Annotated in this window: 14 protein-coding genes; 7 read left to right on the top strand and 7 right to left on the bottom strand. The window is 71.1% G+C overall.

The genetic code is table 11. From position 1 onward, the window contains the following. Nucleotides 1-10 precede the first annotated feature (10 nt). Nucleotides 11-616, bottom strand: a complete 606-nt coding sequence (locus tag ACWGSK_RS18540) for a response regulator transcription factor (RefSeq protein ID WP_358506641.1) — start codon at nt 614-616, stop codon at nt 11-13. Between the two features lie 218 nt (nt 617-834). Here ACWGSK_RS18540 and ACWGSK_RS18545 point away from each other — a divergent pair, with 218 nt between their 5' ends. Beyond that, complete coding sequence (locus ACWGSK_RS18545; protein ID WP_452456339.1) at nt 835-2,583, top strand: S1C family serine protease; 1,749 nt, start codon at nt 835-837, stop codon at nt 2,581-2,583. Nucleotides 2,584-2,926: 343 nt separating this feature from the next. Continuing rightward, on the top strand, nt 2,927-4,201 hold the full coding sequence (locus ACWGSK_RS18550; RefSeq protein ID WP_452456340.1) for a glycosyltransferase: 1,275 nt from the start codon (nt 2,927-2,929) through the stop codon (nt 4,199-4,201). Here ACWGSK_RS18550 and ACWGSK_RS18555 read toward each other — a convergent pair. From ACWGSK_RS18555 to ACWGSK_RS18565, 3 genes are all read right to left on the bottom strand, one after another. Beyond that, nucleotides 4,150-5,589, bottom strand: a complete 1,440-nt coding sequence (locus ACWGSK_RS18555; protein WP_452456394.1) for a sensor histidine kinase — start codon at nt 5,587-5,589, stop codon at nt 4,150-4,152. The two genes, ACWGSK_RS18550 and ACWGSK_RS18555, sit on opposite strands and share 52 nt — an antisense overlap. A 118-nt stretch (nt 5,590-5,707) precedes the next feature. Then, nucleotides 5,708-6,403 carry a response regulator transcription factor gene (locus tag ACWGSK_RS18560; protein ID WP_358506650.1) on the bottom strand — a complete coding sequence of 232 codons (696 nt, stop codon included), beginning with the start codon at nt 6,401-6,403 and terminating at the stop codon, nt 5,708-5,710. Nucleotides 6,404-6,485: 82 nt separating this feature from the next. Continuing rightward, nucleotides 6,486-7,433: an HpcH/HpaI aldolase/citrate lyase family protein gene (locus ACWGSK_RS18565; RefSeq protein WP_358506653.1), complete on the bottom strand. Its 948-nt coding sequence runs from the start codon at nt 7,431-7,433 to the stop codon at nt 6,486-6,488. Nucleotides 7,434-7,586: 153 nt separating this feature from the next. On the opposite strand from ACWGSK_RS18565, the gene ACWGSK_RS18570 reads away from it, so the two are divergent. The 3 genes from ACWGSK_RS18570 to ACWGSK_RS18580 are packed head-to-tail and all read left to right on the top strand — an operon-like array spanning nt 7,587 to nt 10,359. Next, complete coding sequence (locus tag ACWGSK_RS18570; protein ID WP_358506656.1) at nt 7,587-9,938, top strand: molybdopterin-dependent oxidoreductase; 2,352 nt, start codon at nt 7,587-7,589, stop codon at nt 9,936-9,938. A 26-nt stretch (nt 9,939-9,964) separates the two neighbouring features. Beyond that, nucleotides 9,965-10,102, top strand: a complete 138-nt coding sequence (locus ACWGSK_RS18575) for a hypothetical protein (protein ID WP_358506659.1) — start codon at nt 9,965-9,967, stop codon at nt 10,100-10,102. Further along, a complete protein-coding gene (locus ACWGSK_RS18580) occupies nt 10,099-10,359 on the top strand; it encodes a type II toxin-antitoxin system RelE family toxin (protein WP_358506662.1) in 261 nt (86 codons plus the stop codon). Before ACWGSK_RS18575 ends, ACWGSK_RS18580 begins: the two co-directional genes overlap by 4 nt. Nucleotides 10,360-10,376: 17 nt before the next feature. On the opposite strand, the gene ACWGSK_RS18585 is transcribed toward ACWGSK_RS18580, so the two are convergent. The 3 genes from ACWGSK_RS18585 to ACWGSK_RS18595 are packed head-to-tail and all read right to left on the bottom strand — an operon-like array spanning nt 10,377 to nt 14,980. After that, nucleotides 10,377-12,557 (bottom strand): PrsW family intramembrane metalloprotease, encoded by a 2,181-nt coding sequence (locus tag ACWGSK_RS18585; protein WP_358506665.1) that lies wholly within the window; start codon nt 12,555-12,557, stop codon nt 10,377-10,379. 27 nt (nt 12,558-12,584) lie between these two features. Beyond that, a complete protein-coding gene (locus tag ACWGSK_RS18590) occupies nt 12,585-13,931 on the bottom strand; it encodes an isoprenylcysteine carboxylmethyltransferase family protein (protein ID WP_452456341.1) in 1,347 nt (448 codons plus the stop codon). Next, the gene (locus ACWGSK_RS18595) at nt 13,928-14,980 is read right to left on the bottom strand and encodes a hypothetical protein (protein WP_452456342.1); all 1,053 of its coding nucleotides are present in this window, start codon (nt 14,978-14,980) and stop codon (nt 13,928-13,930) included. Before ACWGSK_RS18595 ends, ACWGSK_RS18590 begins: the two co-directional genes overlap by 4 nt. A 90-nt stretch (nt 14,981-15,070) precedes the next feature. Here ACWGSK_RS18595 and ACWGSK_RS18600 point away from each other — a divergent pair, with 90 nt between their 5' ends. Beyond that, complete coding sequence (locus ACWGSK_RS18600) at nt 15,071-15,718, top strand: TetR/AcrR family transcriptional regulator (RefSeq protein WP_358506674.1); 648 nt, start codon at nt 15,071-15,073, stop codon at nt 15,716-15,718. After that, on the top strand, nt 15,715-16,200 hold the full coding sequence (locus ACWGSK_RS18605) for an NUDIX domain-containing protein (protein ID WP_358506677.1): 486 nt from the start codon (nt 15,715-15,717) through the stop codon (nt 16,198-16,200). Before ACWGSK_RS18600 ends, ACWGSK_RS18605 begins: the two co-directional genes overlap by 4 nt. Nucleotides 16,201-16,203 lie beyond the last annotated feature (3 nt).

The following is a 16,203-nucleotide window of genomic DNA, read 5'->3' on the forward strand; positions in this document are numbered from 1 at the left end:
CCGGTGGGGCTCAGAGCCAGCCCATGTCCTGGGCGGTTCGGATGGCCGCCATGCGGTTCTCGGCGCCGGTCTTGCCGATGGCGTTCGACAGGTAGTTGCGAACGGTGCCCTCGGTGAGGTGGAGCTTCTTGGCGATCGCCGCGACGGTGGCCCCGTCGGCGGCGGCTCGCAGCACCTCGCCCTCCCGGTCGGTCAGGGGGCTCTCCCCGCCGACCATCGCGGCGGCGGCCAGGTCGGTGTCGATGTAACGTCCGCCCTCGTGGACCTTGCGGATGGCGCCGGCGAGCTGCTCGACCGGTGCGTCCTTGGCCAGGAACCCGCGGGCCCCCGCGGACAGGGCTCGGCGCAGGTAGCCGGGGCGCCCGAAGCTGGTGAGGATGACGACCCCGCAGCCGGGGGCGCGTTCCTTGAGCTCCGCGGCGGTCTCCAGGCCGGTGGCGCCGGGCATCTCGATGTCCAGTACGGCGATGTTCGCGTCGTGTTCGAGGACCAGGTCGGTCACCTGGTCGCCCCGGCCGACCTCGGCGACGACCTCGATGTCGTCCTCCAGGCCGAGCAGCGCGGCGATGGCCCCACGGACCAGGTGTTCATCGTCGGCGAGAACCAGATTGATCACGGGGGACCTTCCCAGTCGCCCGCGTCGTCAGGGATCGCGAGCACGGTATCGTTCCGGACATTGTGGATCATTCGGTACGGAGGCGGCCGAGTACGAGGACGCTCGGCCACGGCTCGGGAGAACTCGAAACCGCGCTGTAGCGGGCTCTCACCCTCTTTTAACCCACGCACCACATGATGAAGCTTGTCAGTACATCGTCCCATCTGACGGAGGATGAGTTGCAGCCCCACGAAACCAACGACGGCCACGAGCCCGGCGCGGGTACCGAGCACGCCGCCGGCGCCGAGGACCACCCCGTCCAGGACTCCTTCGCCTCCGAAGACCGGGACCAGAGCGCCACCGCGGGCGGCCCCGCCCCGGTGAACGAGACCGCGCCGGAGACCTCCGAGGCGCTGGAGGCCGCTGCGGCCTCCGAGACCCCCTCCGCTCACGAAACCCCGGCGGCCCCCGAAGTCCCCGCGACCTCCGAGGCTTCCGAGGCTTCCGAGGCCGAGCCTTCGAGCGCACCTCGCTTCTCCCCGCCCGAGGAGTCGGGACCCCGGTGGGCGACCGATCCCCAGGGCACCGGCCATGGTTCCTACGCCTTCCACGGGCAGGGACCGCACACCGGACCGCACCAGGGGGGACCACCCCCCGGACCCGGCATGCCTCCGCCTCAGCCGCACCAGCAACAGCCGTACCCACAGCAGCCGCCGCAGGGCCACTACGGCGCCGGACCGCACACCGGGGGCTTCGCCGCACCGGGGCAGCCCGGCCCGGCCGGCCCGCCGCACCAGACCGCCGCCTTCGGGGCCGGTGGTCACCCTGGTGGGCCCCGGCACCCGGGACCGTTCGGGCAACCGCACTTCGGCCCGCCCCCGGAGTCCGAGCGCAAGAAGCGCGGCACCGGCAAGATCGTGGGAATCGCCGCGGTGACCGCCCTGGTCACCAGCCTGGTCATCGGACCGACGGCCGCGCTGGGCACCGCCTACCTATTGCCCGAGGCGGACCCCATCAGCGCGCTCGACGGTGAGCAGGGAAGCACCGCCACCGAGGGCGCCGTCGGCGAGGTCGCCGAACAGGTCCTGCCGAGCGTGGTCTCCATCCAGACCGGTTCGGGCGGCGGCAGTGGCGTGATCCTGTCGTCGGACGGACAGATCCTCACCAACGCGCACGTGGTGGCGGAGGCCCAGAACGGGCCCCTACAGGTCCGGTTCAACGACGGCAGCGCCACGGAGGCCGAAGTCCTCGGTGTGGACCCGGTGTCCGACATCGCGGTGATCCAGGCCGAGGGTCGAGACGACCTCACCCCGGCCACCCTGGGCGACTCCGACCAGGTCGGCGTGGGCGGCGACGTGGTCGCCATCGGTTCCCCGCTGGGCCTGTCCGGCACGGTCACGACCGGTGTGGTCAGCGCGCTCAACCGGCCGGTGAACACCGGAGCCACCGAGAGCGGTGGCGGTCAGACCTCCACGGTGATCAACGCGATCCAGACGGACGCGGCGATCAACCCCGGTAACTCCGGTGGCCCGTTGGTGAACATGGCCGGCGAGGTGGTCGGGGTCAACACGGCCATCGCCGGGCTCTCCCAGGAGAGCGGTTCGGTGGGTCTGGGCTTCGCCATCCCGATCAACCAGGTCCGGCCGATCGCCGAACAACTGGTGGAGGAGGGCAGCGCCAGCTACCCGGCCATCCAGGCGACCATCGCCCCGAGTCGGAGTGGTGGCGCGGAGATCATGGAGGTCACCGACGGCGGGGCCGCCGCCGACGCCGGTCTGTCCACCGGCGACGTGGTGGTGTCGCTGGACGATGAGGCCGTCGACTCCCCCGACCAGCTCATCGCGCAGATCCGGGCCCGGGCTCCCGGAGACGAGGTGACCCTGGGCGTGGTGCCCAAGGGCGAGGACACCCCGGAGGACGTGACGGTCACCCTGGGCGAGCAGAGCGCCGCGTCCGCGACCGAGGAGGTCGAGGAGGAAGAGGACTAGGGAAGGACTTGGTTCCGCCAGAGGCCGACGGGGGCGTCGCTCCGGCGGGACCATGGGTCGACGGGAAACCGACCCTGAAGCGAAGGGGCGGTCCGGCTGTCGCCGGGCCGCCCCTTCGTGGTGGTCGCGGTACCGCCGGCCGCGCCATCGGGTACGGGCCATGACCTGAACACACGCCTGGGAACTGAGAGACAGAAGTGAACACGGAGAGTATCGTTCCGTGGACCGTGTGCCACTTTCGGGGTCGCCCCCGTGTTCACCGCAAGGTCGGCGACGGGCCATACGGATGGCCCACACTCGTGATTACCACGGCAGGCCGCGCGCAGCCCCAGGAGAATCCGGTATGTCCACGTCCTTCGCACCCCACCCGCCCGCGGCGACGCGTCCGGCCCCTTCCGGAGGTGGACGCCGCCGGACCAGGGTCCTCATCGGTACCGATACCTACCCCCCGGACGTCAACGGCGCCGCCTACTTCACCGCCCGGCTCGCCCGGGGGCTGACCGAACGCGGTGTCGAGGTGCACCTGCTATGCCCCTCGCCCACCGGGCGGCCGCACGTGGTGGAGCGGCACGGGGTGGTGGAGCATCGGCTGCGGTCCATGCCCTCCTTGGCGCACGAGAGCGTCCGGCTGGCCCTGCCCGCGGGTGTACGCGGCCACCTGAACCGGCTCCTGGACCGGTTGCGGCCGGACGCCGTGCACATCCAGAACCACTTCCTCGTCGGCCGGATGCTGGCCGGCGCCGCACACGACCACGGCGTGCCGGTGGTGGCCACCAACCACTTCATGCCCGAGAACCTCTTCGACCACCTGCGAATGCCGTGGTCCCTACGCCCGTACGCCGCACGCCTGGCCTGGTGGGACCTGAACCGGATCCTGGGCCGGGTCGAGCACGTGACCACACCGACGCCGACCGCCGCCCGGCTGCTACGCGAACAGGGGTTCATCCATCCGGTGGAGGCGGTCTCCTGCGGGATCGACCTGGACCGCTTCCGACCGCCACCGGAGGGTTCCGTCGTCGCCGAACGTCTGCGGCTGCGCGCCCGATTCGGGCTGCCCGACCGTCCGACGATGCTGTTCGTGGGTCGTCTGGACGAGGAGAAGCGCGTCGACGAACTGGTGCGCGCGGTGGCCCGCACCTCCGACGTCCAGCTGGTGCTGGCCGGTCAGGGCGCGCACCGCGAGAGGGCGGAGGAACTGGCCCGGGCCGAAGGGGTCGCCGGCCGGGTCCGGTTCCTCGGCTTCGTCGCGCACGAGGACCTCCCGAACGTCTACCGGTGCGCGGACGTGTTCACCATCGCGGGCATCGCCGAGTTGCAGAGCATCGCCACGTTGGAGGCCATGGCCAGTGGGCTGCCCGTGGTGGCGGCCGACGCGATGGCCCTGCCCCACCTCGTGGAGGAGGGCCGCAACGGCTACTTGTACGAGCCGGGCGATCCCGACGCGCTCGCCGACAGGGTGGAAACGGTGCTGGCCACCGAGCGGGAGCGACCGCGCATGGGCGCGCACAGCCGGCTCATGGCGTCACGGCACCGGTTGGAGGATTCGCTGGACCGCTTCGCGCACATCTACGTGGACGCGTCGGTCGGGGCACTCGCCTCGTTCTCCGGCGGCAGGTAGGGCGGCAGGGCGAACCCGATGATGGTGCCGCCGCCCTCCCGGTTTCGGGCGAACACCTCTCCCCCGTGGTCACGGGCGATCTCGTGCACCATGGACAGACCCAGCCCGGAGCCGGGCAGGCCACGGGCGACGGTGGCCCGGTAGAAGCGTTCGAAGAGGTGGCGGATCTCGTCGGGGTCCACGCCCGGGCCCCGGTCCAGGACCTCCACCACGCCCTCGCGGACGCGGATCTCGATGGGCCCGTCGCCGTCGGGGTCGAACTTGGCCGAGTTCTCCACGGGGTTGGACATCGCCCGTTCCAGGGCGCCGGGACGGCCCCAAACGAGACTGTCGTCGGCATCGACGAGGATCTCGCGGCCGGTCCGGCGTCGGGTCCGGGTGGCGACGCGCTCGGCGAGCCCTGCGAGCGCCACCGCGCTGCGGGTCTCGTCCTCGTGGTCGCCGGTGGCCAACCCGACCAGTTCGTTGACCAGGGCGGTGAGCTCCTTGGTCTCGCCTTGGAGGTCGTCGAAGAGCCGTTGACGCGCGTCCGGGCCGAGCCGTTCCACCCGGCCCAGGACCTGCACGTTGGTGCGCAGGCTGGTGAGCGGGGTGCGCAGTTCGTGCGCGGCGTCCTGCACCAGGCGGCGCTGTTCGTCCTTGGAACGGGCCAACCGGGCGAGCATGCCGTTGAAGGCGCTGGTGAGACGGCCGACCTCGTCGTGTCCGGGTTCCTCGGGGCCCACGCCCGGACCACCGGCGCCTCGGTCAGTGGCTCCCCCGTTGCCGCGACCGTTGCGCGTGGTGGTGACCGGGTCGAGTCGGCCGGTGGAACTGACGTACTCGGCGGCCTCGGTCAGGCGGACCAGCCGGCCGGTGACGCGGTGTCCCGCCAGCCAGCCGACCGAGGCCGCGCACAGGGCGACGAACAGGCCCACCCACAGGATCTGCGTGGCCAATCGGCCGATCATCTGTTCGATCGGGGACAGTTGTTGGAGGAGTTGGACGGCGCCGCGTCCCTCGCCCAACGAAACGGTGCCGACCCGATACGCCTGGTCCTGGACCTGGAGCTCCCGCTGACTGATCACCCCGGGTTCGTCGGCCCGAGCGAGCTCCAAGTCCTCGGAGGTGGGGTGGAAGGAGGAGATCTCGTGCTGGTTGGCGAGCAGTCGCGCCCAGCTTCCGTCGGGGCCCAGGATCTGCGCGTCCAGGCTGCCCGGGGCCAGGAAGGAGAGCCGGTTCTCCTGTACGTCCTCGCTCTCCTGCGCGGACACGATCAGTTGGCGGGACAGGTTCTGCAACGCGTCGTCGAACTCGCCCTCGGCGTCGGCGCGGATGAGCGAGGCGGCGGTGCCGTAGGCGAGCATGCCGATCAGGGCGATGGTGACGGCGGCGACCGCCGCGAACATCACCGCGAAGCGGGTTCCCAGTCGCCAGTCGTCCGGGTTGAGCAGGACGCTGCGCCGCCTCGCCTCTTGGACGCGTGACTCCGGAACGGACTCCCTGTGGGGAACGGACACCCTTGGATCACCCCTGGCGCAGCGTGTATCCGACACCTCGGACCGTCTGGATCAGCGGCGGTCCGCCATCCTCCAACTTGCGCCGCAGATAGCTGATGTAGACCGCCAGGTTCTTCGACTCCGGTCCGAAGTCGTAACCCCAGATGCGGTCGTAGATGGTGGCGTGGTCCAGGACGATGCCGGAGTTGCGCATGAGCAGTTCGAGCAGGTCGAACTCGGTCTTGGACAGTTCCACCTCGCGTTCGCCGCGCCACACGCGCCGGGCGCGGGCGTCCAGGCGCAGTTCACCCACCCGAAGGGGCGCCTCGTCGTCGGCCCCCTCCGGCACGGGAGCGGCGCGGCGCAGCAGGGCACGCAGCCGCGCCAGGAGTTCGTCGAGTTCGAAGGGTTTGGCGAGGTAGTCGTCGGCACCGGCGTCCAGGCCCGCCACCCGATCGGGCGTCTCGACCCGCGCGGTGAGCATGAGGATGGGCGTGCGATCGTGCTCGGCCCGAAGTACGCGGGCCACCCCGAGGCCGTCGACACCGGGCATCATGACGTCCAGGACCAGCAGGTCGACGGGTTCCGCGTGGACCGCGGCCAGGGCCTGGACTCCGTCGGCGACGGTGCGCACCGTGTACCCCTCCAGTTGGAGGGCGCGTTCCAGGGACTCCCTGATGGCACGGTCGTCGTCGGCGACCAGGACGGTGGCGGTGCTTTCCATGCCCCCATGCTCTCGCACCAGGGTGAGAGAGCGGTAAGAAGCGATCGGGAACGGGGTGTGGTGTCCTGGTCGAGTGCCCTGGTCAGGCGTTCGGGTCGAAGACGCGGGTGCGCTCCAGCCCGGCGGCGCGGCCCTTGCCGGCCACCACCAGCGCCATCTTCCGAGAGGCCTCGTCGAGCATCTCCTCGCCCAGCATGACGGCGCCGCGCCGGTCCACGGTGGTGGCGTGCTCGTAGGCGTCGAGGATGAGTTCGGCGTGGTCGTAGTCCTCCTGGGAGGGAGCGAACACCTCGTTGGCGGCCGTCACCTGGAGCGGGTGCAGCACCCACTTGCCGTCGAAACCGAGCGCGGAGGTGCGCCCGGCGGCGCGGCGGAACGCGTCCACGTCACGAATTTGCAGGTAGGGACCGTCGATGGCCTGGACCCCGTTGGCCCGAGCGGCCACCAGGATGCGCATGAGAACGTGGTGGTAGGCGTCGCCGGTGTCGTACCCGGGCGGCTGCTCACCGACCACGAGGCTCTTCATGTTGAGGGAGGCCATGAAGTCGGCGGGCCCGTAGACGAGGCTCTCCAACCGTGGGGAGGCGGCCGCGATCTCGTCCACGTTCACCAGGCCCTTGGCGTCCTCGATCTGCGCCTCGATACCGATCCGACCGATGGGCAGGCGCACGGCGCGTTCGATCTGGGTGAGCAGCGTGTCGAGCCAGTGGACGTCGCGGGCGGCGGTCACCTTGGGCAGGACCAGGGTGTCCAAATGCGCGCCGGCGTTCTCGACCACGGTGATGACGTCGCGGTAGGCCCATTCGGTGGAGATGTCGTTGACCCGCACGGAGCGGACCTTGCCGTCCCATCCACCTTCGGTGAGCGCCTCGACCACGGTGGCGCGCGCCGTCTCCTTCTCCAGGGGCGCGACCGCGTCCTCCAGGTCGAGGAAGAAGGCGTCGACGTCCAGCCCTCGCGCCTTCTCGACGAATCGGGGGTTGGACCCCGGTACCGCGAGCACCGACCGTCGCGACCTCGGTTCTGCCATGGCGTGTCCTCCCCGTTCCGTCCGTGCGCTGCGGCCCGTGGTGTGAGACGGGTCCCGTCCGGGCCCGCGGGCCTCATCATCGCACCGTGTGATGCGTAGAGTGTGGCCGGGCCCGGTGAGGGCGGGTCCGGGGATCACACGGGGGAATGCGACATGGCCGTGCAGCCGTACCCGACCAGTACCCATTGGGGTGCCTACCGGGTCGATGTGGAGAACGACCGAGTGGTGGGGGTGCACCCCGATCCTCGTGATCCCGCTCCGTCCCCGCTGATGGCCAACACACCGGACGCCCAGCACCACCGCACCCGGGTGGCCCGGCCGGCGGTGCGACGCCGTTGGTTGGAGAACGGCCCGGGCCCGGACGCGCGACGCGGCGACCCCGACGACGAGTACGTGGAGGTGGAGTGGTCCAGGGTTTTGGACCTGCTCGCCGGCGAACTGGACCGGGTACGCACCCGCCACGGCAACGCCGCGATCTTCGGCGGCTCCTACGGGTGGGGCAGCGCGGGGCGGATCCACCACGCGCAGAGCCAGCTGCACCGGTTCCTCAACACCATCGGCGGGTACACGCGGGCGCGCACCACCTACAGCCACGGGGCCGTGGAGGTGCTGTTCCCGAGGATCATCGGCGTTCCGGCCGCCAACCGGCTGCTGCATCGCGCACCGTCCTGGGAGCGGATCCGCGAGCACACCGAACTCCTGGTGAGCTTCGGTGGGCTGCGGGTGTCCAACACCTGGATCGCCTCCGGCGGGCGGGCGGCGCAGACGGCGGGTCCGGCGATGCGCGCGGCCTCGGACGCCGGTGTGGAGTTCGTGTCGGTGTCCCCCTTGCGCGACGACACCTCCGCCGACCTCAAGTGCACGTGGATGTCGCTGGAGCCCGGGACCGACACCGCCGTGCTGTTGGCGCTCATGCACGTGCTGTTCGACGAGGGGTTGGCCGACACCGCGTTCCTGGACCGGTACACCGTCGGCGCCGACCGGCTGCGCGCCTACGTGATGGGCGAGCGCGACGAGTACGGTGCGCCGGGCGGGGTGGAGCGTTCCCCCGAATGGGCGCAGCGGGTGAGCGGTGTGCCCGCCGAGGACGTTCGAGCGTTGGCGCACCGGATGGCGCAGAAGCGCACCCTGATCAACGTGGGCTGGTCGGTGCAGCGCGCCAGGTACGGCGAACAGCCGCTGTGGGCGGGGCTCGCGTTGGCGTGCTGCCTGGGACAGGTGGGGCTGCCCGGCGGCGGGTTCGCTTCGGGGTACGGCTCGATGGGCAACTACGGCGGTGGCGCGACCCCGGTGGGGCTGCCGCGGTTTCCACAGGGCACGAACGCGGTGGACTCGCTGATCCCGGTGGCCAAGGTCTCGGACATGCTGTTGCACCCGGGCGAGCCCTACGACTACGACGGAGAGCGCAAGCACTTCCCCGACATCCGGCTCGTGTACTGGGCGGGCGGCAACCCCTTCCACCACCACCAGGACCTGAACCGGCTGACCCGGGCGTTCGGTCGGCCGGAGACCGTGGTGGTGCACGAGACGCACTGGACGGCCACGGCCCGGCACGCCGACATCGTCATCCCGGCGACCACCGTGTTGGAGCGCGACGACATGGCGGCCAGCCAGGGCGACCTGGCATTGCGGGCGATGCCCCGGGTGGTCCCACCACACGGGCGGGCACGCGACGAGTACGACACCTACACCGACCTGGCCGAACGACTGGATGTGCGGGAGGAGTTCACCGAGGGGCGCACCTCCGGCGAGTGGATGCGCCTGGCCTACCAACGGTGGCGTTCCATGCTGGCCCGCCGCGACCTGGAGGTCCCCGACTTCGACGGGTTCTGGGAGCGGGGCCGGGTGGAGATGCCGGGCCGGGTCGAGGACGAGACGCTCATGGGCGACTTCCGGGAGGACCCCGAGGGCAGGCCGCTGCGGACGCCGAGTGGGCGCATCGAGCTGTACTCGGAGACCATCGCGTCGTTCGGCTACGAGGACTGCCCCGGTCACCCGGTGTGGCTGCCGGGGCCGGCCGTGACCGACACGGGTGAGGACGGGACGGAGTGGCCGCTGGTGCTGGTGGCCAACCAGCCGCGCGAGCGTTTCCACAGCCAGCAGGACATGGGACGGTACAGCGCCTCGCAGAAGGTCCACGGCAGGGCTCCGCTGCGGATGCGCCCCGAGGACGCCGAGGCCGCGGGGGTCGCCGAGGGCGACGTGGTGCGGGTGACGGGGCCGAGCGGTTCCTGTCTGGCCGGGGTGGTGGTCGACGACGCTCCGCGCCCCGGCGTGGTGCAGCTGTCCACCGGCGTTTGGTACGACCCGTCGGGTGCGGACGTGACCTGCGTGCACGGCAACCCCAACGCGCTGGCCCGGGACGAGGGGACCTCGTCGCTGGGACAGGGCTGCACGGGGCAGTTGATCAGGGTCCGGGTGGAGCCCTACGAGGGCGACCCGCCCCCGGTCCGGGTCTTCCAGCCTCCGGTGGGCGTCACCGACGTCGGCCCGCCGTCGTCATGATGTCCGTGGCCCAGCACGAGTCACTGATGGAAACGTTGAGTATCCTCTCCGATCCCGAAGCCCGAGCGGACCTGGCCGAGTCGATCGATTCCGAGGAGTTCACCACCGAGGAGGACATGGCCGCTCTGATGCGCCATCGTTTGGACAGGGGCTCCGCCGCGTGAGGGTCGCTTACAAAAGTCCCGCGCGGCGGGCACTGACGGAAGAGCTCCCGGAATCCGTCGCGTCCGCCGCCCATGAGTTCATCTCCGGCCCTTTGAAGGACAACCCTTGGCGTGTGGGGAAGCCCTTCGAAGACCCCTTTACCGGTCTGCACGCCGCCAGGCGGGGAACCTACCGGGTCATCTATCGGATCCGACCGGACAAGGACCTGATCGAGATCCACTCGATCCGCCACCGCAGAGACGCCTACCGAGCCTAAGTTCGGGTCGTGGGCGGTCAGCGGGTGAGGAGGCGGTCGGCGCGGCGGGGCAGCACCAGACCGACCAGGGCCGGTAGCGCGTAACCCACCTGTCCGGGGGCCAGCATCCCGAGGATCACACCGGTGTTGGCGGTGGGGGCGCGCAGGAACTCGCGCATCCGGGGATGCGCGTAGGGCACCGCGTTCCCCATGGACAGCAGACTGAGCACGGCCACACCGACCAGGGCGGTCCACACCATCCCGCCGGTGCCGGCGCGGGCCAGCCAGTTCTGCAGGTGGTCCAAGGCCGCCACCGCGTACGCGGGTTCGGCCTGGCCCGGCGCGCTCCAGGCACCCCACTGCATCGCACCGGCCAGGACCGCCAGGGCGGCGGCCGCCACGGCGACGGCTCCGGTGGCGGTACCCGCCAGCCCCAGACGGTAGGACAGCTCACGGGCCTGGCCGGCCAGTTCCTCCTGGGAGGGGTGACGGCGCCACGGCCGCCCCTGGGACCGGGCCTCCCCCATGGCGTTGGCCCGGCGTCGGCGCAGGAAGCGCAGGGTGTCGCAGAGCGCGCCCGGACCACGCCGGGCGGCCCGGGTGGCGGCGGCGAACTCGTGCACGATGGCGGTCACGGTGGTGGCCAGGGTGATCGGCAGATCCGCTCCGACCAGGGCCGTGCGCCGGAACGTCGGGGCGATGTCGGCGGGCACCCGCACCCGCGTGGAGATCGAACGTCCATGCGCCCACCGGCGCAGCCGGGCCAGCGGAGCCCGACCCGGCAGCGGGGGCGTGGTCTCGGCGGCGGAGGCGATCAGCCGGTGGTCCATGCCCACCGCGAACACCAGGACCAGCAACAACAGCCACGGAGTGAGCGCGCCGCCGCCCAGCACGCGGTGCAGGAAGGTCGAGACCGGGTCCAGGGTGGCGGCGGCCAGCAGCGCGTTGAAGTGCAGGTGCTCCAGATACACGAGCCCGGCGGCCAGGAGCGGCAGCAGCCACGTCCAGTTCCCGTAACGTCGACGCCCCACGATGGCCAGGCCCAGGGCACCGGCGATCAGCCCGGTGACGACGGCGTGCCCGGAGAAGATCGCCAGCACCTCGCCCTCGGGTCCGGAGATGGTGCTGCCCCCGGGCAGGAACAGGCCCGTGGAGCCCGTGTTCGGCACGGAGAACTCGGTGAACAGCCGCTCGGCCAGCTGGAACCCGGCCCCCGAGGCGGCGCCCAACAGCAGGAAGTCGACGGAGGCCAGGCGACGAGTGCGTCGACGGGCCAGGAAGGCGACGACCAACAGCGGCGACAGCTTCGCCACTTCCTCGACGGTGACCGCCACGTAGGTGTAGCCGAGGGCGTCGTACGGTTCCAGACCGACCAGCCCCACGATCGCCCCCTCCAGCAGGGCCACCGGCCACAGCAGGAGCGCCCCGAGGGCCACCATGCGCGCCAGGGTCGCGAAGGACACGGTGCGCGAACGCGCCAGGAACGCCAGTTGGAACAGCAGGACGAAGGTCAGGAGCAGGGCGGGCAGGGCCGGCCCGAGCTCCGGTGCGCTCAGCGGCGCCACCAACAGCAGCACGACCATGAGCCAGTTCCAGCCGCCGCGCGCCGCGCGCAGTGAGCGTACGGCCCGAGGGGATCGCACGCGGGCGCGCTCGGCCCGCCGCGACAGACGTTCGTGCGGGTCGGGACCGGGCCCGCGATTCCGTGCGTGCCGGGCGCCGGGTTCGATGCAGTGGTACCGCTGGGCGGCGTTCAAGAGCTCGGGGCGCTTGGTGCGCTGCGCCTTGGCCGCGAACTCCTCCCGCACACCGGGGATGTCGGAGCCCACGATCTCGCGGACGAAGTCGGCCGGTCCGGAGGCGATGGTGAGTTCGTTGGCGGCGACCAGGACGGCGGCGGAGAAGTCCTCCACGCAGACGAGGAAGTCGGTGGGTTCGTTCCCCCAACCCCGGATGAGGTCGACGAGGGTCTCGGTGTGCGGCGGCACCTCGGTGACCGGTTCGTAGGAGAACTCGCCCCGGGTACGGCAGACCAGGAGCCGTTCCACGCCCAGGGCCCGGCCCGCGTCGACGATCCCACGGATGAGGTTGCGGTCCCGGGGCACCGAGAAGGGCGTGGTGACCTTGCCTCCGGCCCGGACCCACTGCGGGTCGAACTCGGTCGGTCCGGCACAGACGCGCAGCACGAGATCGCGCGCGAGCATGGCCTGTTCTTGCATGGGTGTCCTCGTACCGGGGGGTGGGGATCACGTGGGGCCGCCGGAGTCCGGCGGTGATCCGGTACGGGGGCGGCCAGGCACGAGCATAACGGCGAAGGGTTCGGTCGGACCATGCGCGGTGGGTCCCTCGCGCGAAGGGCGTGGTCCGGCTCCGAAGGCGTCCGCGCACAGTTGCAGGAAGTGCCGCACCACCGGCAGGGACAGGGCCCAACCGGTCAGGGCCCACCCCAGGTGCAGATGTTCCATCGCCCGGGCCAACGCCGCGAGGCCGCTCCAGCGCGCGCCGTCGGCGGTTTCGTAGGTGAGCCGGTACAACACCTCCGGGTGGTCCGCGGCCGGGCGCATGCGCAGCGCCGTGGGTCGACGGGCCGCCACCCAATTGCCCACCCCGCGGCACATTCCGCAGTCCATCGCCACGTACAGGGTGCCCTTGGTCCGCCCCGACCAGGGGCGCCATCGGGGCAGCCAGGGGCGCACACCGGCCCGGTAACCGGCCCAGGCGGAGCCGAGGTCCGCGCGGAGCCGGCCGCCCTCGTGCCAGGAGGCGAACCCTGCCCCGTAGGCGAAGCAGATCACCGCTCCGATCATCAGCGCGGGATGCAGCAGGCCGAGCACCAGGTACACCAGCGCCATGGAGAGCTGCATCGGGTTGCGCACGTAGGCGTAGGGGCCGCTGGTGACCAGGCGTTCGGGTGGGTCGTAGGGCAACGGGGTGCCACGTCCCACGGCGGCGAACTCCCGGGCGGCGGCCAGCCCGGGCAGGCAGGCCAGGGCCAGCAGTTGGACCAGGACGGACGCGGTCTCGGGCGTGGGCGGCTCGATCCGGACCAGAGCGGCCGACACGCAGACCGGCAGGACCACCATCAGCCCGAACGCGAGCAGCGACTGGGCCCACATCCGCGCGGTGAGCAGTTGCTTGTGCCGGGTCCAGTAGGCCAGCAGCGAAGCGGGGATCAGGCATAGCGCCGCGCCCAGGATCTCACCGAGCAACCACCACGACCCCAGCACCACCACGGGTTCCGCGAGCGGCATGAGGATCATGTCCAGCCAGACCAGCAGCCCGGTGATCAGGGGGACGGGGAGCAGGCGCAGCAGCAGCGCGGGCAGGGCGCCCCACAACAGGACCCACGCCAGCGTCAGGTCCACCGGCAGTCCCTGCCACACGGCGCCTTCAGCGTGGAAGGACCACCAGCCGGCACGCACCGCGTACAGGTTCAGCGGGATGAGGGTGAGCAGGGCCCAGGCGGAGGCCACGATTATCGACGCCGTCTCGCGGTGGGTCGGGGCACGCCACAGGCACAGCGCGATCAGCGCCGCGAGCGGTAGGAACAGGCCCAGGCCGCGCACGAGCAGGGCGGGGAGTTCGGGGGTCACCGGGCGGCCTCCGCGAAGGTGTCGGCGAGGTAGGCGGCGGCCAGGTCGGTGGCGTAGGCCTGGATCGGGCCGAAGTACCAGGAGGGGTCGTAGGTGCGGGAGTAGTCGAACTCCCAGGTCAGCCTGGTGTCGTCACCCTCCCGTTCCCAGATTGCGGTGGCGGTGCGCAGGTCCAGCCAACGGGCGAGGGTGGTGTCCTCGGTGACGTCGAAGACCACCCGACCGCCGTCGTCGTCGATCCGGCTCTCGGTGACCTCCAACTCCATGGTGCGCGGGGTGGGTTCGTCGTCCAGGGCCAGGGTGGTGCGCGGGGTGAAGTGGACCAGGCGGCCCTCGCCCACCTCCAGGCCCTCCCCCACCGCCTCGACCGGTTCGGGGAAGGGGACCGCGCTCAGGAAGAACGCCTCGGGGGCCCCATAGGCGGGCGGGGCGGCGAGTGCGGCGGCGACCTGTTCGGGGGTCGCGTCGATCAGGGCCGAACCCGTGCCGGTGTCGTCCCTGGGCAGCAGGGACAGCCCGGCGACCCCCTCCAGGGTGAGGGCGAACAGGACCGGGACGGCGACGAAGGCGTGCGGGCCGTACCGATCCCGGCCGGACACGGCGACGCCCAGCCAGGTGATCCGGGCGACCAGCCCGTAGATCAGCGGGGCCGCGATGACCAGGCAGACCAGACCTTCCCCGAGCAGTGGGCCGGAGAGCAGCAGCATGACGGTGGTGATGGCCATGGCCACCCCGACGGCGCTCTGTGGGCGGGCCGAGAGCACCACGATCAGGGCGAGGACGACGGGGAGCCCGACGTAGAACAGGGCGGTCTGGTCCAGGCCACCGAGGCTCGTCACCCGTAGGAGTACCAGGAGGGGGAAGACGCCCAGCGCAAAGATCCCCGCGAGGATCCAGCGGGCGGTGGAGGGGCTGCGTGCGGGCACGTGCTCCTCCCCCTCGAACCACGCGCTGGGCGGGGTTCCGGGGACGGCGCGATGGCCGGCGGCGTAGCGTGCGGCGGTCTCCTCGTCGGAGGGGTGGTCGTCGGGCTCGTGCGGTTCCGGCATGGGGGCTCCTCTCGGCTGTCCAACTGATTGAATCACTCGATTTAATCACTTGATTAAACCGTATGATGAAGCTCGTCGAAAGGGAGGGTCATGGCCAAAGGTGGCGGCGGAGTCCGCAGAAGCAGCGAGGAGACCAAGGAACGCCTGCTCACGGCGGCGGGAGAGGTCCTGCGCGAAGAGGGGTACTCCGGGGCCTCGGCCCGGGCCATCGCCACGCGGGCCGAGGTCAACTCGGCGCTGGTCTTCTACCACTTCGGCGGGGTCGACCAGCTGCTCTTGGCCGCGTTGGATCGCTCCAGCACCGAGCGCATGACCATGTACGAAGAGCTCGCGTCGAACGCCCGCACGCTCGAAGAACTGGTGGAGGTCGCCACCAGGATCTATCGGACCGACCTGGAGCGTGGCTACATCACGGAGTTCACCCAGCTGGTAGCCGCCGCCGTCGGCAAACCCGAGCTGCGCGAGGAGATCCGACGGCGTTCGGAACCATGGATCGACTTCATCGCCGGGCAGTGGGAGCGTGTGGTGGGCGGTTCCCCCCTGGGACGGTTGCTGCCCGCGCGGGAGGTCGCCCACGCCGCGATCACCTACTACCTGGGGGTCAACCTGTTCTCCGTGCTCGACGAGGACCATTCCCGCAGCGAGGCGGTGTTCGACCTGGCCGGAACCCTGGCGCCCCGCGCCCGACTACTGACCCTGCGCCTGCCCAGGCGCGCCGAGAAGAAGGAGCACGAGTGAGCGTTCGCGTCGCCGAGGGGATCGAATTCCCCGACACCGCCGATGGTCACCGTTGGGTGGCCGCGGCCGCGATCATCGACGAGCGAGGCAACGTCTTCGCCCAGCGCAGGTCGGCCACCCGCAAGGTCTTCCCGCACTGTTGGGACGTCGTCGGCGGGCACGTGGAGGAGGGCGAGGGCATGCTCGACGCCCTGACCCGTGAGATCGCCGAGGAGACCGGATGGCGGTTGAGCGAGGTGATCGCCGAGCTGTGCGTCCTGGACTGGGACCCGGGTGACGGGCTCGTCCGACGCGAGATCGACTACCTGGTCCGAGTCGAGGGCGACCTGAACCGTCCCACCCTGGAGGTCGGAAAGCACACCGAGTTCATGTGGGTGGACGAGTCCAAGGTGCACCTGCTGCACGACGCCCGCGACCCCGGCGACTACTTCATCGCCGACATCGTCCAGAAGGGTCTGGCCGCCGCCCGCACCCTCACCTGACCG

It is taken from the genome of Nocardiopsis sp. NPDC055551 (assembly GCF_053619415.1).